General features: G+C 48.2%; 22 protein-coding genes. All 22 read right to left on the reverse strand.

Annotated elements, in window-relative coordinates:
- Positions 1-18: 18 nt before the first annotated feature.
- Complete coding sequence (locus LZ11_RS06330; protein WP_148867056.1) at positions 19-414, reverse strand: diacylglycerol kinase; 396 nt, start codon at positions 412-414, stop codon at positions 19-21.
- Complete coding sequence (gene ybeY, locus LZ11_RS06335; protein WP_148867057.1) at positions 411-899, reverse strand: rRNA maturation RNase YbeY; 489 nt, start codon at positions 897-899, stop codon at positions 411-413. Before ybeY ends, LZ11_RS06330 begins: the two co-directional genes overlap by 4 nt.
- Positions 900-901: 2 nt before the next feature.
- Positions 902-2,887: an HD family phosphohydrolase gene (locus LZ11_RS06340; protein WP_246110731.1), complete on the reverse strand. Its 1,986-nt coding sequence runs from the start codon at positions 2,885-2,887 to the stop codon at positions 902-904.
- Positions 2,888-3,010: 123 nt separating this feature from the next.
- Positions 3,011-3,937 (reverse strand): PhoH family protein, encoded by a 927-nt coding sequence (locus LZ11_RS06345; RefSeq protein WP_148867081.1) that lies wholly within the window; start codon positions 3,935-3,937, stop codon positions 3,011-3,013.
- 74 nt (positions 3,938-4,011) lie between these two features.
- Positions 4,012-5,202, reverse strand: a complete 1,191-nt coding sequence (yqfD, locus tag LZ11_RS06350) for a sporulation protein YqfD (RefSeq protein ID WP_148867059.1) — start codon at positions 5,200-5,202, stop codon at positions 4,012-4,014.
- Between the two features lie 16 nt (positions 5,203-5,218).
- The gene (gene yqfC / locus LZ11_RS06355; RefSeq protein ID WP_148867060.1) at positions 5,219-5,500 is read right to left on the reverse strand and encodes a sporulation protein YqfC; all 282 of its coding nucleotides are present in this window, start codon (positions 5,498-5,500) and stop codon (positions 5,219-5,221) included.
- Between the two features lie 108 nt (positions 5,501-5,608).
- A complete protein-coding gene (locus tag LZ11_RS06360) occupies positions 5,609-6,052 on the reverse strand; it encodes a GatB/YqeY domain-containing protein (RefSeq protein ID WP_148867061.1) in 444 nt (147 codons plus the stop codon).
- A 21-nt stretch (positions 6,053-6,073) separates the two neighbouring features.
- Positions 6,074-6,250, reverse strand: coding sequence for a 30S ribosomal protein S21 (rpsU, locus tag LZ11_RS06365; RefSeq protein WP_148867062.1), 177 nt, complete (start codon positions 6,248-6,250; stop codon positions 6,074-6,076).
- A 68-nt stretch (positions 6,251-6,318) separates the two neighbouring features.
- Positions 6,319-6,660: a histidine triad nucleotide-binding protein gene (locus LZ11_RS06370; protein WP_148867063.1), complete on the reverse strand. Its 342-nt coding sequence runs from the start codon at positions 6,658-6,660 to the stop codon at positions 6,319-6,321.
- 89 nt (positions 6,661-6,749) lie between these two features.
- Positions 6,750-8,054, reverse strand: a complete 1,305-nt coding sequence (gene mtaB / locus LZ11_RS06375; protein WP_148867064.1) for a tRNA (N(6)-L-threonylcarbamoyladenosine(37)-C(2))-methylthiotransferase MtaB — start codon at positions 8,052-8,054, stop codon at positions 6,750-6,752.
- The gene (locus LZ11_RS06380; protein WP_148867065.1) at positions 8,047-8,817 is read right to left on the reverse strand and encodes a 16S rRNA (uracil(1498)-N(3))-methyltransferase; all 771 of its coding nucleotides are present in this window, start codon (positions 8,815-8,817) and stop codon (positions 8,047-8,049) included. The genes mtaB and LZ11_RS06380 overlap by 8 nt, the downstream gene beginning before the upstream one ends.
- Positions 8,818-8,829: 12 nt before the next feature.
- Positions 8,830-9,774 carry a 50S ribosomal protein L11 methyltransferase gene (gene prmA / locus LZ11_RS06385; RefSeq protein ID WP_148867066.1) on the reverse strand — a complete coding sequence of 315 codons (945 nt, stop codon included), beginning with the start codon at positions 9,772-9,774 and terminating at the stop codon, positions 8,830-8,832.
- 16 nt (positions 9,775-9,790) lie between these two features.
- A complete protein-coding gene (gene dnaJ, locus LZ11_RS06390) occupies positions 9,791-10,939 on the reverse strand; it encodes a molecular chaperone DnaJ (protein WP_148867067.1) in 1,149 nt (382 codons plus the stop codon).
- A gap of 43 nt (positions 10,940-10,982) precedes the next feature.
- Entirely contained in the window at positions 10,983-12,839 is a 1,857-nt protein-coding gene (gene dnaK / locus LZ11_RS06395) for a molecular chaperone DnaK (protein ID WP_148867068.1), read from the reverse strand.
- A 15-nt stretch (positions 12,840-12,854) separates the two neighbouring features.
- Positions 12,855-13,424: a nucleotide exchange factor GrpE gene (gene grpE, locus LZ11_RS06400; RefSeq protein WP_148867069.1), complete on the reverse strand. Its 570-nt coding sequence runs from the start codon at positions 13,422-13,424 to the stop codon at positions 12,855-12,857.
- Between the two features lie 15 nt (positions 13,425-13,439).
- Complete coding sequence (locus tag LZ11_RS06405; protein ID WP_148867070.1) at positions 13,440-15,026, reverse strand: TCP-1/cpn60 chaperonin family protein; 1,587 nt, start codon at positions 15,024-15,026, stop codon at positions 13,440-13,442.
- Positions 15,027-15,043: 17 nt separating this feature from the next.
- Positions 15,044-16,075, reverse strand: a complete 1,032-nt coding sequence (gene hrcA, locus LZ11_RS06410; protein ID WP_148867071.1) for a heat-inducible transcriptional repressor HrcA — start codon at positions 16,073-16,075, stop codon at positions 15,044-15,046.
- A gap of 153 nt (positions 16,076-16,228) precedes the next feature.
- Entirely contained in the window at positions 16,229-17,098 is an 870-nt protein-coding gene (locus LZ11_RS06415) for an RluA family pseudouridine synthase (RefSeq protein WP_148867072.1), read from the reverse strand.
- Between the two features lie 46 nt (positions 17,099-17,144).
- Entirely contained in the window at positions 17,145-18,293 is a 1,149-nt protein-coding gene (gene hemW / locus LZ11_RS06420) for a radical SAM family heme chaperone HemW (protein ID WP_148867073.1), read from the reverse strand.
- 5 nt (positions 18,294-18,298) lie between these two features.
- Positions 18,299-20,101: a translation elongation factor 4 gene (gene lepA, locus LZ11_RS06425; protein ID WP_148867074.1), complete on the reverse strand. Its 1,803-nt coding sequence runs from the start codon at positions 20,099-20,101 to the stop codon at positions 18,299-18,301.
- A 41-nt stretch (positions 20,102-20,142) separates the two neighbouring features.
- Positions 20,143-20,496 carry a hypothetical protein gene (locus LZ11_RS06430; RefSeq protein ID WP_148867075.1) on the reverse strand — a complete coding sequence of 118 codons (354 nt, stop codon included), beginning with the start codon at positions 20,494-20,496 and terminating at the stop codon, positions 20,143-20,145.
- 128 nt (positions 20,497-20,624) lie between these two features.
- A partial coding sequence (locus LZ11_RS06435; protein ID WP_187695059.1) for a transposase occupies positions 20,625-20,908 on the reverse strand: 284 nt, incomplete at its 5' end.

A 20,908-nucleotide genomic window follows, 5' to 3' on the forward strand; every position in this document is an offset into this window, starting at 1 on the left:
TCTCAATGTAAACCGGTTTTACCTGCCGAACAGCGCTTTTTGCAGCGGGAAGAGCAGCGGCCGGATCCTGTCAAAAAAAATCAGGTAACCGATTACAACGGCGTTCAGGGCCGCGACCAGCACAGCACCGGCCGCCACATTTTTGGCTATTCTGGCCAGCGGGTGGTATCTTTCGGTTATCATGTCAACCGTAGTCTCCACGGCCGTATTTATCATTTCGGTGATTATCACAAGAGATACGGCGAAAAACACTGCCGCCAGCTCCAGGGGGCTCAAACCGAAATATCTGCTTGCTGCCATTACCAAAAAAGCAGTAAGAAAGTGGATCCTGAGGTTTCGCTGAGTCTTTAGAGAGTAAAGAACCCCCGAAACAGCGTAGACAAAACTTTCGAGAAGCGTCCTAGCTTTCTTCATAGCTGAAATTCCTCACGAGTAAGCCTGAAGGCTCGGAGCACCTCTTCCTCCTTTTCTCTCATTATTTTTTTATCCCGTTCCTCCTCGTGGTCGTATCCCAGAAGATGCAGAACTCCGTGAACGACAAGATATCCTACTTCCCTTTCAAAGGAGTGACCGAAGGCGTCCGCCTGTTCCCGGGCTTTTTCCAGGGAAATTACTATATCCCCGAGCAAGCGCTCCACTTCCTCATTGCCGTCAAAGAGTTCGTCAGTGCTGGTTTCCCTCATGGGAAAAGACAGCACATCCGTCGGTAAATCTTTTCCCCTGTAAGACCTGTTCAATTCACGTATATAAGCATTGTCCACGAAGACCACGCCCACTTCCACCTCGGCTACTGCCCCCTCGAAGTCCAATGCGAACTCAACGATCTTTCTGACCACTTCCTCTAATTTTTCGTCGACGGCAATCCTGTCCTGCAGATTGCTTATCACCACTGTAGCCAAAATCAACCCTTCCTTTCCAATTCCCTTAGCTTTTCCGGGTACTCAATGCGAGTGTGGAATATGCCCATCAGCACCCTCGAAAAGGCCGCGGCTATTTTGTCGAGATCCTTTAACGTCAGATTGCTCTCGTCAAGCTGACCGTCGGCCAGTTTTTCCCTAATTATCTGCCTTACGAGCCCCTCAATCTTACCTGGTGTGGGCTTGGTCATTGACCTCACCGCTGCCTCGGCGGAATCGGCCAGCATCACTATGGCGACTTCCTTGGTCTGCGGTTTTGGCCCTTCATAGCGGAAGCTGTTCTCTTCCAGCCTTTTCTCAGCGTCGCCGTCCAATGCTTTTTTATAGAAAAACGTAAGCAGCGAGGTGCCGTGGTGCTGGATGATGAAGTCCTGGATTATAGGAGGCAGGTTGTACTGCCGCGCTATATCGATACCGTCCTTTACGTGGGAGGTGATTATCAGCGCACTCAGTGTGGGGTTCAGTTTGTCATGGGGATTATCGGAAGTCAGCTGGTTTTCGATAAAAAAATACGGCCGCTTTAGTTTTCCTATATCGTGGTAACTGGCACCCACCCGCGCCAGCAGTGAATCTCCACCCACGGCTTCGGCTGCAGCTTCGGCGAGATTCCCCACGATTATGGAATGATGGTAAGTTCCCGGAGCTTCCAGCAGCAACCGGCGCAACAAAGGCTGATTTGGGTTGGAGAGTTCCAGAAGCTTGACGGAAGTTGTTATGCCAAAGGTGTTTTCCAGAAAAGGCAATATGCCTACCGTTAAAATCGAAGATAAAAACCCGTTGGCTATACCCCAAAAGCTCTGCCTGGCCATGTCCCACATAGAACTGTTGTTTAACAGCCCCAGGCTGAGGATTACGAGGAAGTTCACCACGCCTACAAGGCCGCCCGCCTTGGTTAAATCGCTTCTCTGGGAGACTTTGTTAGTATAAAACACTCCCGTGAGCCCGCCGAGCAAGGCTACAAGGGCGCTTATAAAATCATTACCCAGGATTACCCCCACGGCTATCGACATTATAAAGCTGGAAATGATAGCCATAGATGGGTTTATGAGTATGGAAATCAGCATACTCCCGGCTGCCAGAGGTATTAAAAAGTTCGATATGGTCTTAAAAGCGGTGGAGATGAAAAGAGTTGATACTATGACCAGAGCCAGCAATCCCAGGTATGATACGTTTTCGTAGAGGTCCCGGTGGAACAAGTACACGTCAAGAATCAACATAACCTCTAAAATCGCCACAAGGAGGATAACGCCTAGGATCATCGTAAAGTACGAAGAATTGTCCAGGGCCAGAAGCCCTAATTCCTTTAAGAGTTCTATCTGTTCGGCCGTCACCGGTTTCCCCTTTTCGACCAGCACCTGCCCCTTTGTGATCTTGACGGGATCTACTGCCTCCATGGCCGCCTTTTGCTCCCTCTGGGTGGCTTCCTTATCGAATATCATATTAGGTCTGATTACGGCAAAAGCGATATCCTCACCCGCGTTTTTCACGGACTGGGAGAGGCTGACACCCTTAAATTCCTCTATTATAAAGGCTTTCGCCCTGTCTATGGATTCTTCCTTGACCCCGTCGTCCATCACGGTTTCTATAACTGCTTTGGTAACTGTTTCCAGCTCTTTTAAACCGGGGCCGCTCATATTTAACAGCACCGAGTAAGTTTCGTCGGACAGCTCGCCGGGGATCATGAGCTTTAAAGTCTTTATTTTGGCGGCATTGTCCATAAAATCCCTGGACTGAACGTCTCTAACCGTATTGAAAATTTCCGTTACCTTATTCTTAACTTCCCTGGTGATGTTCTGGTCGAGGGTGTACTTTTCGGGGACAGATTTAGCGGCAGCCATCTGCAATTTGCGGGTCGCAACGGTATCTATAGCGTCTTTCCGCGCAACGATGTCTTCCTGGACTATATCTCCCACATTCAGATCGTATTTTCTTGGTAGTGTATTCGCCAGAATAAGAGCTGTTATCGCCAAAAAAAACGCGGCCCCCACCATAGATTTCTGGAAGGCGCGATTAGATAAGAGTTTTTTATTCGTTTTTATCATTTTTATTTTTGACCAGCCGCGTCCAAGAATAATAGACACAGCACCAGCTCCTCATTGGGTTTTTCGGGTTTCTTCGTACCTTTCGTAGGCTTTTATTATTTTTTGAACAACTTCGTGGCGCACCACATCTTTGTCGCTCAGGTAGATAAATTCAATGCCCTCGATGCCTTTCAGTATAACCTGGACCTCTTCGAGGCCTGAGTATATCCCCTTGGGGAGATCCACCTGGGTTATATCGCCGGTAATCACCGCCTTTGAGCCGAACCCCAGGCGGGTCAGAAACATTTTCATTTGTTCGGATGTAGTGTTCTGGGCCTCATCCAGAATTATAAAGGAATCGTCAAGGGTTCTTCCCCTCATGTAGGCCAGGGGAGCCACTTCTATTATTCCCTTTTCCATATATCGCTGGAAGGTCTCCACACCGAGTATATCGTAGAGGGCGTCGTAAAGGGGTCTGAGATAGGGGTCCACTTTTTCCTGCAGATCCCCCGGCAGAAATCCGAGTTTTTCTCCTGCTTCCACGGCTGGGCGTGTAAGTATAATACGGCTAACCTCCTTTTCTTTAAAGGCGTTAACCGCCAGAGCCATGGCGAGATAAGTTTTACCTGTGCCCGCCGGGCCTATACAGAATACGATGTCATTTTGTTTGATCGCCTTTACGTACAACTTCTGCCCTATCGTTTTCGGTTTAATCGGTTTTCCCCTGTGGGTGATGCATATCACGTCGTCATAAAGGTCGGTGATTTTTCCTTCCTGCCCCTCTTTGGTAAGCTTGGAGATATACCTGATATCCGATGAAGTCAAAGAATTTCCTCCATTTAAGACATTTATCAGTTGGTAAAGAAGCCTTTCAGCCGCTACCACATTCTCCTTGTCGCCAAGTATAAGGATTTCTCCGCCCCTTGTTATTATCCTGACGTCAAACTCTTTTTCTATAAATTTAATATTCTCATCCCGGCTTCCGAACAGATTAACCATATTCTTAATATTATCGATGCACACCTTGGCTTCCGCCAAATTTTTGCTCAATAAAAACTTCCTCCCTGTTTCGCTTAGTCAATCTTTTGCTCCACCCCGATGTCCTCTATAACCTCCAACATCAGGGTACCTATAACGGACTGTTTATCCGGGTTCAAAGTAAATTCCATTTTCTTCTGAACAACCTGAAGATCCTCAGGCAAATCCCGAAGTTCTTCTGACAGCTTTTTCCTCGCCTCTTCCGCAGCCCCCTCCACACCTAGAAACCGTCTTTCTTCCTTTATCTCCCGGTAGAGGACCACATTGAACCTCACATTCCCTAAACCAGGAGGCAGGATGTGCCTTTCCGGCAGGTTTTCTTCAACATAGGCGGGGAATTTCAGGTCTCCCCACTGGATATCGATTTCGTGGTTCCCCAGCTTGAGCCTGTACGCTTTTTTTACCCTTCCGGTATAAGACTTTCTAAATTCGACCAGTGGAACTTCTACCGATTTTCGGTACCATACCCTTGCCTTCACAATACCTCTTGCCCGGACGAGCATCCGGTCTTCCGTATTATCCCTTCCAGCTAGGGTGACGCTGCCCGAAATCAGCACATCCCCCTTACTTACCGTGTCTCCCGGCTTTACAACAGCCTCACCCCTGAAAGGAATCACTTCTTCGATTACTCCATCTTTTGAAGCTACTATGTTGCACGGAGTGTCGTCTTCGATCCGGGGCGGCATCTCTTTATTGACCAGGTCTATTATTACCCTGGCGCCCCTTATTTCAAGTTCTGCCCAGGCAATATTTTTATAATTAAGAAGTATTTTATCAAGATAATATTTTTTGTCAATATTATGTTTAAAAACCCCCGGCTTTAACCCCCACTCCTCCAGGTCTTTGAGAATCGAAAGTTTCAAGGTGTCATCCTGGGTATTTACCTGCACGCTCCATACGATCGACGAAAGGATGTACATTACTGCTATAAAAAGCAGGGCCCCCAGTATGAACGCCTGACGCCTTCTCATCCTGTATAAGTGGAAAAATAGACCTCTCCTCTGTACTATAAAAATTCTGCACCTGGCTTTTCTCGCAAGGGGGCGAAGCTCGAAAAATCCTCGCACGCTGATCTTTGCTAAAAGTGCGTCTTTATCGACCCTTTTTACATCCCAGAGGTAAAGGCCGTGCAATGCGGCCTGGTTTATAAGCCTTTCACCGTACGGCCCTACTATCTTAATAATAACATATCCCCGTAAACAATTCCATAGTTTAATGAGCAACACCCTGTTTCCCCCCGGGTTATTCTTCAAACTCGAGGCTCCTGATCTTCCCCTCGACGACAATCTCATCGGCTACAACCGACTTTATAATGAGGTCCTGCCCTTTTATCACAAGAGGCCCTAGTTTGGTATTTATGCACACCCTGTCAGAACTGTATTCCAATATGCCCTTGTGGTTTTCAATAAATGCGCCGACCTTTCCGGTGACGGTTATGCGGGGAAGATCCAGGACGATATCCTTGGGTAGTTCAAGGGCATCGAAAATCCTTGCCTTTAAACCCTCCTGGTTGGTCCTTTTCATAATGATCCTTCTCCCAACTGAGTTCTTTCTTAAAATTTATTCCCGAAAACGCAATTTCATTACAAAAAGGCTCCAAATAACAAAGCCCGGCAAATGCCGAGCTTTTTCTTACTGAAGTAGTTTTTTTACAATGGCGTTGACCGCCCTGCCGTCAGCCCTGCCCTTGACTCTGGGAAGGACTGCGCTCATAACTCTGCCCATATCCTTTATGCTGTTTGCGCCGACCTCGAATATGGTCTGGCGTACGATTTCTTCCAGCTCTTCCTCGGTAAGTTGCTGAGGGAGGTAACTCAACAGGATGTTAATCTCCCTTTCCAACTCCTCTGCTACATCCCTGCGGCCAAGGCGTTCGTATTCCTCCTTAGCATCCCTGCGCTTTTTCACTTCTCTGGACAGAACCTCAATCACTTCTTCGTCGCTCAGTTCGTGCATGCGGTCCTTTTCTTCGTTAACTATTGCCGCCCTAGCCATCCGGATTACGGAAAGCCGTTCTTTCTGGCCTTCTTTTAAAGCCCTTTTCATATCTTCATTCAAGACGTCCTTAATGGACAACTGCTATACCTCCTTAGGCCCTTACCTGTACTTTCTACGACGCGCTGCTTCGGACTTTTTCTTTCTTCTTACGCTGGGCTTTTCATAGTGTTCTCTCTTGCGAAGTTCAGAGAGCACGCCGGCTTTCTGACACTGGCGCTTGAACCTTTTTATGGCACTGTCTATCGACTCGTTCTCCCCAACGCGCACTTCTGCCATCACTATTCCCTCCCCCCGCTTCTACTTTTAATGTGACAAATATATCTAAATTACGTCATTGGCAAGCATCATCCGGGAGGCCATGTCATAAACCTGCCGCCCAACAGGTGAAAATGAAGGTGATGCACTGTCTGGCCTCCATCATTTCCCGTGTTGACGACCAGTCTAAAGCCTTTGTTATCTATATTATTCTCCCGGGCGAGATTTTTTGCCACTTTTATTATCTTTTTCACTATGTCGCCGTTGCTGTCGTCGATATCCATTATGGAAGTCAGGTGCTGTTTCGGGATAATAAGGAGATGGATGGGGGCCTGGGGATTAATATCCTTAAAAGCCAGGATATCACCGTCTTCGTAAACTACCGCAGCCGGTACTTCCTTGCGTGCAATCCTGCAGAATATGCAGTCCACTTTTTCCACCTCCTTCTTTACGCCTAAAGATATTTTTCGAAAGTTTATTAGATTTAATTCCACACAAGGCAGAGATTTTCCTGCTTGAGTTAAAATTTTTTAGTTTCCCCCAGAATGTATTCGTCCCTATTTTCGACCAGGCGCACCGGCAGTAGTAGGTTTCGAAGATCCAGGTCGGACCGCACCGCCACCCTTATGTAGTTGCCCGTCAGACCATGGTACAGTCCGCGACTATCCCTTTCTTCAAAAAGCACGTCCATTACTCTTCCAGTAAAGCCCTCTCTAAAGTTCCACTCCAGCCGGCGGCTCAACTTTATAAGCTCGCGACTCCGTAGTTCTTTTACAGCAGCGGGGACTTGCTCAGGCATTTCAGCTGCCGGTGTGCCTTTTCGGGGTGAAAATTTGAATACGTGAAGCCTGCTGAAGCCCGATCTTTTAATTAATTCACGGGTCATTTCGAAATCCTCGTCGGTTTCACCGGGAAAACCGACTATTACATCGGTGGTTATGCCTACATTGGGCATAACATCCCTGATGAATTGGAGCCTCTCTTCGAATTCCGCCGTAGTGTAACGGCGGTTCATGAGCTTCAATATCCTGTCGCTGCCGCTCTGAAGGGGGATGTGAAAGTGATGGCAGAAGCTGTCGATGGAGGCGAGCTTTTTTATAAAGTCATTGTTCAGTTCCATGGCTTCGATGGAACTCAGGCGGATCCTCTTAACGCCCTCTATCCTGGATAACCGTTCAATCACGTCGTAAAGCGTGGGGCCGCCTTTAAAATCCGCCCCGTAAAGCCCCAGGTGTATTCCGGTGAGCACAATTTCCTGGAATCCGTCCCCCGCCAGGTTTTCAGCTTCCCTGATGATACCCTCCAGCGTTCTGCTGCGAACCGGCCCGCGCACGTAAGGTATTATACAGTAGGAACAGAACATGTTGCAACCTTCCTGAATTTTTAAAAAGGCCCTGGTACGCTGCCTGTGTCCTCTGAAGGCTATTTCCTCAAAGTTCTTTGTATGCATAATATCTTCCACTTCTATGATTTTCCCGTCGTTTTTCCCGGCCTGTTCTACCAGATCCACTATCTTATGGCGATCTTTTGTTCCCACCACTACGTCAACGCCGGGTATGCACGAAACCTCTTCCGCCTCCAGCTGCGCATAGCATCCTACCACCGCTACCTTGGCCTCAGGATTCTTTCTAATAGCCTGCCTTATTATTTGCCTCGATTTCCTGGCACCTTCGTTGGTCACCGTACAGGTATTGATGACGTAAACATCGGCTACATCGTCAAAATCGACGAGTTCATAACCCCTTTTTTTAAAGAGTTCCGCCATTGCATCGGATTCATACTGATTGACCTTGCAACCCAGGGTGTAAAAAGCTACTTTAGGCATAATGGCTTCCCCGATCACCTCCCAGATCACCTAATTCGTACATCAATACAGCAGTTACCACGAAACCGGCGGTTTCAGTCCTGAGTATCCTCGGACCCAGACTTACCGTAACAGCCCCGGATTTTCTGGCCTTTTCTATCTCTTCCACGGAAAACCCTCCTTCGGGTCCGATTAGAACGGCTATATCCGGCACATCCGGGGGAACATTAGCCAAAATGGATTTTAAAAATATTCCCCTTTCCCCTTCCCAGGGGACCAGCACCATCCGGTAATTCTTTAACAATTCAAGGCATTCATCAAAATCCACCGGCTCCCTGACGACGGGTAAATCCGGCCGCCGGCATTGTTTTGCGGCTTCTTTGGTTATCTTCTGCCAGCGCTCAGCCTTTTTTGATTTGCTCTCCCCCTTGATCTCCACCACTGTCCGCTCAGTGATGACCGGAACGAACTCGGATACACCCAGTTCGGTATTTTTCTGCAATATCAGGTCAAATTTTTGCCCTTTTGGAACACCCTGAAATAAAGTTATGCGCGGGCGTCTCGGTTCAAATTTATTTTTTTCAATTACCTTTACTTTTATTTTGCGATCTTTAGGGATCAATTCCAGTATCTGACCGGTGCCCAGTGCGTCCACACCGTTGGATAAACTCACTAAATCGCCTTTCTCCATCCTCAAAACCCTGGCGATATGGTGGGCGTCTTCACCGGAAATCTCCATCACATCGCCGGGATTCATCTTCCCCTGAACAAAAAAAATGGGCATACGGCATCACCTTCATCCATCGCCCGATAGCGTTTTCCGTGATACCAGCGCCAGCCAGTCTCCCTTTTCGGCTTCCTCTATTACAACCAGCCCGGCCCTGTCAAGGGCACGATAGACAGATTCTTTCCTACTCTTTATTATACCGGACGAAATGAATAAGCCTTCGTTCTTTAATTTCGACGCCGCGGCTCCGGCCAAATCTATGATCACATCGGCGATTATATTGGCGACTATGATATCGGCTTTAATATCCACACCATCCAGTCCTTCTCCCTTTATAACCTCAACCGCCTGCGTCGCGTCATTTCTCTTGATATTCTCCCGGGCTACCTTTACCGCCACCTCATCCTTGTCGACGGCCAGCACTTTTCCGGCACCCAGTTTTGCCGCTGCTATGGAGAGTATACCCGATCCACACCCCACGTCGATTACCGTCTCACCGCCCTCGATATATTTTTCCAGAAATTCGAGGCACATAGCCGTGGTTTCATGGGTTCCGGTGCCGAAGGCCATCCCGGGATCGAGCTCGATAACCACTTCTTCTCGTTCAGGTTCGTAATCCAACCATGAGGGTTTTATAACCAGCCTCTTTCCTATGTGTATAGTGTCGTAGTAAGCTTTCCACGCATTGGCCCAGTCGTTTTCATCGACGAATGATACCTCCATCTCGCCGCTGCCCACGTCAAGGCCGAATCGCGGAAGATCCGCTATTCTCTGTCCGATTTCCCGTAGAATGTCATTTAGTCGCGCGGATTCAGGCAGGTAGCCGGTAACCACGGCCTGCTCAAAGTCGATGTCCTCGGGTATATCCACGTATTCCCAGGTTTCTCCGTCCCGGTTCAGCAGGTCTTTTGGGTCCTCTATAACCACTCCTGCGGCTCCCGCTTCATAGAGTATATTGGATATGGCTTCTATGGCTTCGGTAGACGTTTTTACCTTAATCTCTATCCATTTCATTTTTTCCTCCCGCCGTTCATACGCCGAAGGCGTCTCTCATTTTATCAAAAAATCCCTTGGGTTGTTGTTTTATATCCTCACCGCTGATCTCCGCAAACTTTTTCAACAATTCTCTCTGCCTGTCGCTCAGTTTTCTGGGAATTACCACATTAACTTTGACATGTAAATCGCCACGCCCGTAACCCTTAAGGTGGGGCATTCCTTTGCCCTTGATTCGGAACTTTGTACCCGGCTGTGTTCCTTCGGGTATTTTTAATTTTATACGACCGTCAAGGGTGGGGACTTCTATCTCATCGCCGAGAGCCGCCTGGACAAAAGATACTGGAGCTTCATAAATAAGATCGTCCCCCTGGCGCACAAAAAGCCGGTGGGGTTTCACGTGAATGATTACATAGAGGTCCCCGGCCGGACCGCCCCTGACCCCGGGCTCGCCCTCGCCGTTCAACCTGAGGCGTGAGCCCGTATCGACTCCCGGAGGTATTTTTACTTTTATCTTGCGCGCAGCTCTAACATGGCCCGACCCGCGGCATCCAGGACAGGGCTCTTCTATCACAGTACCGCTGCCGCCGCACCGCCCGCAGGTAGTTATGCTGATATACCTGCCGAAAGGCGTGTTCTGCATCTGCTTAACCTGCCCCGTTCCGCCGCAGGCGGGACAGGTCCTGGAGCCGGTCCCCGGCTTTGCCCCGCTGCCGCCGCACCTGGGGCAGGTTTCGGTACGGAATACCTCAATCTCTTTTTCGACTCCAAAGGCGGCCTCTTCCAGCGTTATTTCAAGGTCGTATCTCACGTCGGCTCCGCGCACCGGACCCTTTTTCCGGGTCTCGCCGAAACCGCCGCCGAAAAAGCTCTCAAATATATCGCCGAAAATGTCCCTGCCGAAATCGAAATCGCTGAAGTCTCCGAAGCCTCCGCCACTGAACCCCCCTTGAGCAGCATTCGGGTCTACGCCCGCGTGGCCGAATTTATCGTACATGGCCCTTTTCTGCGGATCGCTCAGCACTTCGTAAGCTTCGTTAATTTCCTTAAACTTTTCGGCGGCATCGGGGCTTTTGTTCACGTCTGGATGGTACTGCCGGGCGAGTTTTCTGTATGCTTTTTTAATCTCGTCTTCCGTGGCTTCCCTGCTTACCCCGAGAATCTCGTAGTAATCCTTCTTGCTCAACAGGCATCACTCCAATAAAAGTCAGCCCTAAAGGGCTGACTGCCTATTTTTTATCGTCCTCGTTTACGAACCTGTAATCGGCGTCCACCACTTTTTCGTCCTTCTCGCCGCCCGCGGCCGTTCCCGCCTGAAAACCGCCGGTGCCGGGGCCGGGGTTGCCCTGGGCTCCCTGAGACCCGTAAAGCCTTGAAGAAATGTCATAGAACGCTTTGGTAAGGTCATCAGTGGCTTTCTTAATCTTTTCTACATCGTCACTTTCTATAGCCTTTTTCACGTTTTCGATTTCTTTTCTCACCTTTTCAGCTTCTTCCGGTTTTATCTTATCCTTAAGTTCATCGAGCATTTTCTCCGACTGGTAGATAAGCGAGTCGGCGTGATTCTTTGCTTCAACTTTTTCCTTTCTCTTCCTGTCTTCTTCGGCGTATTTTTCAGCGTCCTTGATCATTCTCTGTATTTCTTCTTCTTTTAAATTGGTGGAAGAGGTGATGGTGATCTTCTGCTCCTTCCCGGTGCCCAGATCCTTTGCCGAAACGTGCACTATACCGTTTACGTCGATGTCAAACTTGACCTCTATGCGCGGGACCCCTCTGGGGGCCGGCGGGATACCCGTAAGCTGGAACCTGCCCAGAGTTACATTATCGGCCGCCATAGGCCTTTCGCCCTGTAACACGTGGATATCCACTGTAGTCTGACCGTCGGCGGCTGTCGTGAAGATCTGGCTTCTGGACACCGGAATCGTGGTGTTTCTCTCGATTATCTTCGTAAATACACCGCCGAGAGTTTCTATGCCGAGCGAGAGGGGCGTCACGTCGAGGAGAACCACGTCGCGCACTTCCCCGGCCAGCACGCCCGCTTGGATGGCGGCGCCCATTGCGACTACTTCGTCGGGATTAACGCCCTTATGTGGTTCTTTACCTAGGAATTTCTTAATAGCTTCTTGCACTGCCGGTATGCGCGTTGAACCACCCACCAGGATAACCTTATCTATATCCTCCGGTCTCAATCCGGCATCCTTGAGAGCTTGTTCCGTGGGGCCCATAGTCGCCTCGACCAGATCCCTGGTAAGCTCTTCGAATTTGGCCCTGGTAAGCGTCATTTCAATATGCTTGGGACCACTGGCGTCAGCTGTAATGAAGGGCAGGCTGATGGTGGTCTCAAACATACTGGAAAGCTCTATTTTAGCCTTTTCGGCCGCCTCTTTCAGTCTTTGCAGCGCCATGCGGTCTTTCCGCAGATCTATACCATGTTCTTTGTAAAACTCGCCGGCTATATAATCTATTATCCTCTGATCGAAATCGTCGCCTCCCAGACGGTTGTTCCCGCTGGTGGCCTTTACTTCGAAAACTCCGTCCCCGAGTTCGAGGATGGAAACATCGAAAGTACCGCCGCCCAGATCGAAGACCAGAATAGTTTGGTCTTCCCCTTTATCCAGGCCATAGGCTAAAGCGGCCGCTGTGGGTTCATTTATTATTCTCAACACTTCGAGGCCGGCTATTCTCCCTGCGTCTTTGGTAGCCTGCCGCTGGCTGTCGGTAAAATATGCCGGCACTGTAATTACCGCCTGGGTTATCTTTTCCCCCAGGTATGCTTCCGCATCCTGTTTTATTTTCTGCAAAATCATAGCTGAAATCTCCTGGGGGGTATAGAGCTTGCCGTCTATGTTTACCTTGTAATCGGTGCCCATTTGCCTTTTTATCGATATCACGGTTCTATCCGGATTAAGTATCGCCTGCCTTTTGGCCATCTGACCAACCAGCCGCTGGCCGTCCTTGGTGAAAGCGACGACCGACGGGGTGGTCCTCGAACCCTCGGTATTGGGTATTACCACCGGCTGGCCGCCTTCCATGTATGCAGCCACAGAGTTGGTCGTACCAAGATCTATGCCAATTATCCTACCCATAAGACGCCACCTCCGTTATTTTTTTGCTACTTTGACCAGACAGGGTCTTATAACCTTTGAATGATAAGTATAACCCTTCTGCAGCACTTCTACAACGGTATCGCTTTCGTATTTGTCGCTTTCAACCGTCATTATTACCTCGTGGAAGTGCGGGTCGAAGGGCTTGCCTTCGGCCTCTATCTCCCGGACCCCAAACTTGTTCAAAACATTTTTCATCTGATTGTATATGAGTTTTACGCCCTCGTAAGTGGCACTTTCGGTATCCTCAACGGAATTAAGGGCCCTTTCAAAGTTGTCCAATATGGGGAGAATATCCTTTATCAGTTGCTCTCCTGCATAAAGGTATATGTCTTGGATCTCCTTCTGGGTTCGCTTCTTGAAATTATCGTAATCGGCCAGGGCCCTCAACCATCGCTCTTTATAGTCAGCTGCCTCCTTTTCCTTTTCTTCCAGGGCTCTTTTCAGTTCTTCGGTTTCCGAAACATTTTCATGCGCCGAACTCGAATTCGCAATTTCTTCGCTTTTTGGCTCATCGTTTTCAGGTATGCCTTCGCGTTCCATGTTTTCATTGGATTTCTCAGTCAAAGGAATCACCTCGCATCAAAAATCCACTTCTCCCATGCCGGCCACCGATTCTGAAGGTCCCTTTGCGGCAGGTCCCTCGTCCCGTTTTTTGATAATCGTGTCGATCCTCAGTATGGCTTGTGCTATTTCGCCCGCCGCTTTAACGGCATGGGTTTTGACCAGAGTTGGATCAATAACGCCGAGTTGCACCATGTCCGCAAGCTCCCCGGTATCGCAATTAATGCCTATTACATCACTACCTTTTTCCGCCTGGGTATAAATTACCTCTTCCAGCTTTTCCAGCGGGTTAAAACCCGCATTGTAAACTATCTGAGCCAGCGGGCGCTTGAGAGCTGCGATAACGCAATCGATGCCATAGGAGGCCATTCCCTTTATCTTCTCCCTCTCTCTTTCCAGCTCCCTAGCAACGGCCACTTCCACAGCTCCACCTCCCGGCACTACGCCGCCTTTCACGGCCGCTTGTAGAGAAGAGGCCGCATCCTTGGCAATCCTCTCCCGTTCGCCGACTATTTCGGCGGTGGCTGCACCCACCAAGATGGTAGCCATGGGTTTGCCCTTGCCTCCCTCGATCCTTATGTGCTCCAGTTTTTCGTCTTCGTAGGCCCTCTCCGCCGCCCCTATGTAATTTCTTATCTCTTCGACAGGCTTTTTAAGGCCCATGCGTTTCATTATTCTGGCCCCGGTATGCTCAGCCACCTTTTCCAGGTCTCTGGTCGATACCCTCTCCAGAGCTAGAACGCCTGCGTCGGTCAGCATCTCCTCGGCTTCATCGCAGATCCCCTTACCCACCAGGATCAGGTTAACCTTAAGGTCTATAAGCTTTTTTAGATTTTGTTTGAACTCTTCCTTGAGGGCCAGGTATCGGGCAAAACCGGCTTCCGTGCCCAGGGCTTCCTCCTCTATCTGCTCCGGCTCCAGGGCATCGTCTATAACCATTACCCGAACGTCGTTAATCTCCCCGGGCATCTGTTTATTGACCTTTTCCTTGTCTACGATAATGCCGAGAAAAACTTCATTCTCGGCACCTTCCCGCGCCATTACGATGTCTCTCAGTTTGAAGTTCTTCTCCTTTAACTTTTCTTCGCCGATGAGTTTCGCTGCCTGAGTGACCAGCTCCGCAATGTCTTCGTGTTCCCTGCCGGCAATAAAGGCTATATTCTTAAGCGCAGGATCACCTATGCTTTTTACAGGAATGGATTTAGACTGGAGAATTTCTTGGGCCCTCCTTACCCCGTATTTTATCCCCTCGATGACCCTGGCTACAGGAACTCCTCTTATGATCTGATTGACTCCCTCCGAGACCATAGTACCGGCCATGATCGTAGCGGTGGTGGTCCCGTCCCCGACTTCTTCCTGCTGGGCTTTGGCTATGTTTATCAGCATTCTTGCAGCGGGGTGGTTTATATCCATGAGTTTCAATATGGTTACACCATCGTTGGTTATAGTAACCTCTCCGAACCGATCCACCAGCATTATGTCCAGGCCTTTAGGGCCTATGGTGCCTTCCACTGCCGAAGATACCGCTCTTATAGCGTTGGAATTCGTCAAAAAAGCGGCGAACTTTTCGTCGATTTCCTGGCTGTTGTTGTTTTTAAAGCTCAATATAACTACCTCCCCGGTTAAATCATAGTAGAAAGAGTTTCATTGAGGTAAACCGCCACTTTGTTCAGGATGGATACGACTTTTGAGTAGTCCATCCTGGTCGGACCTATAACGCCGAAAATGCCGAGATTCTTGCCGCCGACATTAAAATTGGTGGTTATAATACTGAACTCCTGGAGCTCCTTCCATGGGTTTTCGTTGCCTATGCTAATAGTGATTTGGTCCGGCTTTGAGGTGGATTTTAACACCCTTATTATGAAGTCTTCCTCTTCGATGAGAGACAGGAAGTTCCTCGCTTTTTCCACGTCTTTAAATTCAGGGAAGTCCAGCATTCTTGAGCTCCCGCTGGAAAACACTTTGCCGTTCTCTTTGACCTCCTGGAGTCTCTCAATCAGAACGTGGATAAAGGTGTTCAGTGTTTCCTCATACTCCCTCATCTCGTTTTTTATGCGCTCCATGTAATCCGGGGTTATTTCTTCCACGGTCTTTTCCACCAGGTACTTGTTAAAAAGATTGGAAATACGGGTAAGGTCGGAATCCCTCAGGTTTTTGGGCAATTCAATAATCTGGTGGACGATGGCGCCGAAATTGGTCACCATAATCAAAAGGCCCTTTCCTTTTTCCAGCTTGAGGATCTCAACGTGCTTTAACCGGCTGGCGTGCAGTTGAGGACCGAGTATGACCGTGGTGTAATTGGTTAGGTTTGATATAACCCGGCTGGCTTCCTCTATTAAATCTTCCAGTTCCTTTATCCTCTTTTTGAATATCTGATGTATTATATTGAGTTCATTTTCGTTTAGATTAACTACAGGCATCAAAAAATCCACATAAAACCTGTATCCTTTATCGGACGGAATCCTCCCCGCCGATGTATACGGCTGAGCTATATAGCCGAGTTCTTCCAGATCTGCCATTTCGTTTCTTATAGTAGCCGGACTGATTCCCATATGGTATTTTCGGGCGATAGTTCTTGACCCTACGGGCTCGGCGGTGGCGATATAATCGACCACTATAGCCCTCAGGATCTTTATTTTCCTATCGTCCAGCATATGAAAAGCACCTCTTTAAATTAGCACTCTCGGGTCGAGAGTGCTAAAATCCTACTTTAATAAATATCACTTCACATTTTCTTTGTCAAGAGAAGCGGAAAAACCACCCAATCCCATTATACCAAAAATTAAAGCTTCCGGGTATTCCCCTGGCTATTTCCAATCTTGACTTCGACTTATGAGATAAACCATATCTTCAGGTATAGGAGCCTTAAAGGATAAATAGGTCCCCTTTACAGGATAAAAGAAAGTCATCTCAGTACAGTGAAGGGCTTGCCTCTTTATTATATCGTTTTTACCTCCATAAAGAGTATCCCCCGCTACTGGATGACCTTTATAGCTTAAATGCACTCTTATCTGATGTGTTCGGCCGGTAACCGGTTCTATATCTAATACAGTCAAATTTTTTAGTCTCCTCACTACTTTAAAACGCGTTACAGCTTTTTGGCCTCTTTCAGAAACACACCTCTCTATTAGACTTCCTTCCCTCCGCGCAATTCGTTCATCAATCACTCCTTCGTCCTCTTTTATAACACCCTCCACAACGGCGGTATATCTTTTTTTCATCCGGCCATGGGTTTGTATGAGGTTGTGTATATGCTGGTTGAGGGCTATTATTAAAACCCCCGTAGTATCCCTGTCCAAACGATTTACTGGATGAAAGCCTCCCCTTTTGCCTTTTTGGTGTAAGTAATAAATTACGCCGTTGGCAATTGTATCGTCGTAATGGAATGCCGTTGGATGTACAACAACGCCGGGTTGTTTATTCAATACAATTATATGATCATCCTCGTATAAAATATTTATTAGTACCGGTGAAGGCACTATACCGGATTCTTCAGCCAAATCTATTTCTATTACATCATTACAACATATTCTCGTATTTGTATATGCGGAAACACCGTTCAGTGAAATTTTTCCCCCAAGTTTTAACCTTCTCATGGTTCTGCTGGAAAACCCGTTGACTTTGAGAAATTCTCCAACCGTTAACCCTTGTGATGTTTCATCCACTATAAATTTCATGTCGAGTCCCTCTTACCTGTCATTGTTTTTAACAGAAATCCTCCCTTCACTGGCGGTCGGCAGGTCTCTCCGGCAAAAATTCCACAAAGGCTTCGTTGGCCAGGTCAAGGCCCTTTTCGGTGAGTCTTACATATTCTCCATCTTCGGCGATAAGTTCCTTCTCCTTTAATACCTCCAGAACCCTGCCGTAAACCATATCCAGATCTTTTCTGAATCTTTTGTAAAATTCCGCCTTACTCACGCCCTTTATCAACCTCAGCCCGAGGATCATGAATTCCGCCTGCTGTTCTTCAGGTAAAAGCGGCTCCTCTCCTTCCACCGACCTGCCCCGGCTTTTTATTCTCCCGGCATAATCTCGGATGCCGTAAGCGTTATAAAACCTTACGCCATCCATGAAAGAATGGGCCCCGGCGCCGAGTCCCAGGTATTCGCCGTAAGTCCAGTACACTAAATTATGCCGGCACTCCCTGCCCGGTCTTGCAAAATTGGAGATTTCGTAATGCAGATATCCCCGTTCCCCCAGGATCTCTCTGGCCATACGGTACATCATCCTCTCCTCGTCCTCGGGAGGCATGGGGAGCAGGCCCTCTTTTTGCAACTTATAAAACTCTGTGCCCTCCTCCACGGTGAGCCCGTAACAAGACACATGTTCCGGGGATAAATCCGCCAGTTTTTCCAGCGAATATCGGAAGTCATCCACACTCTGACGGGGCAGCCCGAAAATCAAATCCACGTTTATGTTGTCGAACCCCTCTTCCCTGGCCATGAAAAACTTTTCCTCAAAACCCTTGGCCGTGTGAATCCTGCCTATCATTTTTAAAAGCTCGTCTTGAAAAGCCTGCAAGCCCAAGCTCAGCCGGTTGACCCCTGCATCCCTCAATACCGCCAGTTTCCTCCGCGACAGAGTCTCAGGGTTGGCCTCTACGGTAAATTCGGCGGAGGGACTTATATTAAAAGCCCCGTAGATGGCTTCTATGATGGAGGCCAGATCCCCTTCACTTAAAACGGTGGGAGTCCCCCCGCCTATATAAATACTGGTCACGCTCCGGTTCATGCCGGCGTAAAAAGAAATTTCCCTTTTCAGGGAATCCACATAAAGAGGTATGGATTCTGTTTCAGCATAAGAATTGAAATCGCAGTAGGCACATTTTTTTATACAGAAAGGAATGTGGATGTAAAGACCCAATTTTTTCATAGCCTTTACCCCATTTTTAACACCGACATAAAGGCCTCCTGCGGCACTTCTACCTTGCCCAGCTGCCGCATCCTCTTTTTGCCTTCCTTCTGCTTTTCCAAAAGCTTTTTCTTCCGCGTGACATCCCCGCCGTAACACTTGGCAAGCACATTCTTCCTTAGGGCTTTTATTGTCTCCCGCGCGATTATCCGGCCGCCGATGGCTGCCTGTATCGGAATCTCAAACAGCTGTCTGGGAATCACCTCGCGCAGTTTTTCCACCAGCTGCCTAGCCCTGGCGTAGGCTTTATCTTTATGGACTATAAAAGACAGGGCATCCACGATCTCTCCGTTTATAAGTACATCCACCTTGCAGAGCTCGGATTTTGTATAACCGGTAAACTCGTAATCCAGGGATGCGTATCCCCTGGTGCGGGATTTAAGCTGATTGAAGAAATCGTAAATTATTTCGGCCAGTGGCATATCATAGCGCAGTATAACCCTTTTCTCGCTTATATACTGCATATCTTTAAAATTCCCGCGCTTTTCCTGGCAGAGTTCCATAACCGCCCCCACATATTCCGAGGGCAGCATTATGGAAGCCTCTACGTACGGTTCTTCGATGTACTCTATCTTCGACGGATCGGGAAAATTCGTGGGGTTGTCAACCATTATCTCTTGGCCGTCGGTTTTCTTTATCCTGTATATGACGCTCGGAGCCGTTGTGATAAGATTTATACCGTACTCCCTCTCCAGGCGCTCCTGAATGATCTCCATGTGGAGTAACCCCAGAAATCCGCAACGGAAACCAAAACCCAGGGCCGCCGAAGTCTCGGGCTCGAAAAACATGGCTGCATCGTTGAGCTGCAGCTTTTCAAAGGCCTCTCTCAGCTTTTCGTAATCCTCTCCGTCGGCCGGATAAACGCCGCAGAAAACCATGGGCACAGCCTTCTTATACCCGGGTAACGGTTTTTCCGCAGGATTTTCCGCGTCAGTGATGGTGTCTCCAACGCGAGTGTCCTTTACATTTTTTATGCCCGCCACCACGTACCCCACTTCACCGGCCCGCAGGCTATCGGTGCTCACCATCTCGGGGCTGAATATACCCACCTCGGTAACTTCAAAGGTCCTGCCTGTAGACATCATCTTAATCTTCTGCCCGGGTTTTATTCTGCCTTCCATGATCCGCACGAAAGCTATGGCTCCTTTATAGGAGTCGTACAGGGAATCGAAGATCAATGCCCTGAGCGGTTCATCTTCCGACCCACTGGGCGGAGGAATTCTCTTGACGACCGCCTCCAGAACCTCCTTTACACCTATGCCTTCTTTGGCAGAAACAAGAAGCGCGTCATCGGCCGGAAGACCTATTATATCTTCTATCTCCCGTTTGACGCTATCCGGATTGGCACTGGGAAGATCTATTTTATTTATTACGGGCACTATCTCCAGGTCATGCTCAAGGGCAAGATAGGTATTCGCAAGAGTCTGAGCCTCTATTCCCTGAGAAGCGTCTACCACCAGCAGGGCGCCTTCACAGGCGGCCAGGCTCCTGGATACCTCGTAATTGAAATCCACGTGGCCCGGGGTATCTATCAAATTTAAAAGGTAATCCTGACCGTCTTCAGCTCGATAGATCATCCGGACCGCCTTAGCTTTTATGGTTATGCCGCGTTCCCTTTCCAGGTCCATCATATCGAGTATCTGATCTTCCATCTTTCTCTGCGGGATAGCGCCTGTGTATTCCAGAAGCCTGTCGGCCAGGGTGGATTTGCCATGATCTATATGAGCGATAATACAGAAATTTCTGATCCTGTCCTGCGGTATTGTCATGGAGGTTCCTCCTCTTTAAATGCGAAAGCTTTTCGATAAGTTTAATTATACATTCTGCAATATTTTTTATCAAGATAAATCCGCAGGTGGGAGAAATTCGCAGGATCGTAAACACGGACCATATTCGGCACACTGATATTCAAACCTGCTATCCGTATATCCACCTTTCGCCGATCGGCGTAAAAGTCGCTCACTCTTAGCAATTGCCTGAGAGAAAATCGCCTGCCGAGTATGAAGAAATCGTAAGTCCCATCGGGCAAAATTTTTAAATTAAAGGTCATGGGGGTGATATCCAGCCCCATTGTGGAATAAACCCCTTCCTCGGCGAAGCGTAGTCCCAAGACGAGAACCACTGCGAATATTAAAAAAAGCGTAAAGAGATCTTTGATATACATAGAATACTCCTTTTTTCACTCCTGAATTTAGCTGCAGGGAGGAAAGCCCTGATCAAGTCCAATTTTTTGTGTAAAATTCCCTCTGGCTAGAATCAGGTTATAAAAGTTTAACTTATCGAAACCACTTTTTATCTTACTTTTTTCGAGTTTTCTTTCTGCCACTCAAAGTATTCGGCCATATCCAAGTATTTTTTGCCAGAAGTCCATTTTTCGTCCTGTTCCATAAGCAATGCCCCAATTAGACGAATGGCTGATTCACGGTTGGGAAATATCCTAATAACCCTTTCACGTCGGCGTATTTCTTCGTTTAGCCGCTCTAAACCGTTTGTAGTTCGAAGTCTTTTCCTATACCGCTCGGGAAACTCTAATACCGCTATAGCATCTTCAAATCCAGATTCTAATACATCCATGG

The sequence above is a fragment of the Thermosediminibacter litoriperuensis genome (assembly GCF_008124715.1).
Lineage (GTDB): Bacteria > Bacillota > Thermosediminibacteria > Thermosediminibacterales > Thermosediminibacteraceae > Thermosediminibacter > Thermosediminibacter litoriperuensis.

Bases quoted from the DNA above. Each gene is read 5' to 3' on its own strand.
- LZ11_RS06330 (WP_148867056.1), bottom strand. From the start codon at position 414: ATGAAGAAAGCTAGGACGCTTCTCGAAAGTTTTGTCTACGCTGTTTCG.
- LZ11_RS06345 (WP_148867081.1), bottom strand. From the start codon at position 3,937: ATGGTTAATCTGTTCGGAAGCCGGGATGAGAATATTAAATTTATAGAA.
- yqfC (WP_148867060.1), bottom strand. From the start codon at position 5,500: ATGAAAAGGACCAACCAGGAGGGTTTAAAGGCAAGGATTTTCGATGCC.
- rpsU (WP_148867062.1), bottom strand. From the start codon at position 6,250: ATGGCAGAAGTGCGCGTTGGGGAGAACGAGTCGATAGACAGTGCCATA.
- mtaB (WP_148867064.1), bottom strand. From the start codon at position 8,054: ATGCCTAAAGTAGCTTTTTACACCCTGGGTTGCAAGGTCAATCAGTAT.
- LZ11_RS06380 (WP_148867065.1), bottom strand. From the start codon at position 8,817: ATGCCCATTTTTTTTGTTCAGGGGAAGATGAATCCCGGCGATGTGATG.
- prmA (WP_148867066.1), bottom strand. From the start codon at position 9,774: ATGAAATGGATAGAGATTAAGGTAAAAACGTCTACCGAAGCCATAGAA.
- dnaK (WP_148867068.1), bottom strand. From the start codon at position 12,839: ATGGGTAGGATAATTGGCATAGATCTTGGTACGACCAACTCTGTGGCT.
- hrcA (WP_148867071.1), bottom strand. From the start codon at position 16,075: ATGCTGGACGATAGGAAAATAAAGATCCTGAGGGCTATAGTGGTCGAT.
- LZ11_RS06415 (WP_148867072.1), bottom strand. From the start codon at position 17,098: ATGAAATTTATAGTGGATGAAACATCACAAGGGTTAACGGTTGGAGAA.
- hemW (WP_148867073.1), bottom strand. From the start codon at position 18,293: ATGAAAAAATTGGGTCTTTACATCCACATTCCTTTCTGTATAAAAAAA.
- lepA (WP_148867074.1), bottom strand. From the start codon at position 20,101: ATGACAATACCGCAGGACAGGATCAGAAATTTCTGTATTATCGCTCAT.
- LZ11_RS06430 (WP_148867075.1), bottom strand. From the start codon at position 20,496: ATGTATATCAAAGATCTCTTTACGCTTTTTTTAATATTCGCAGTGGTT.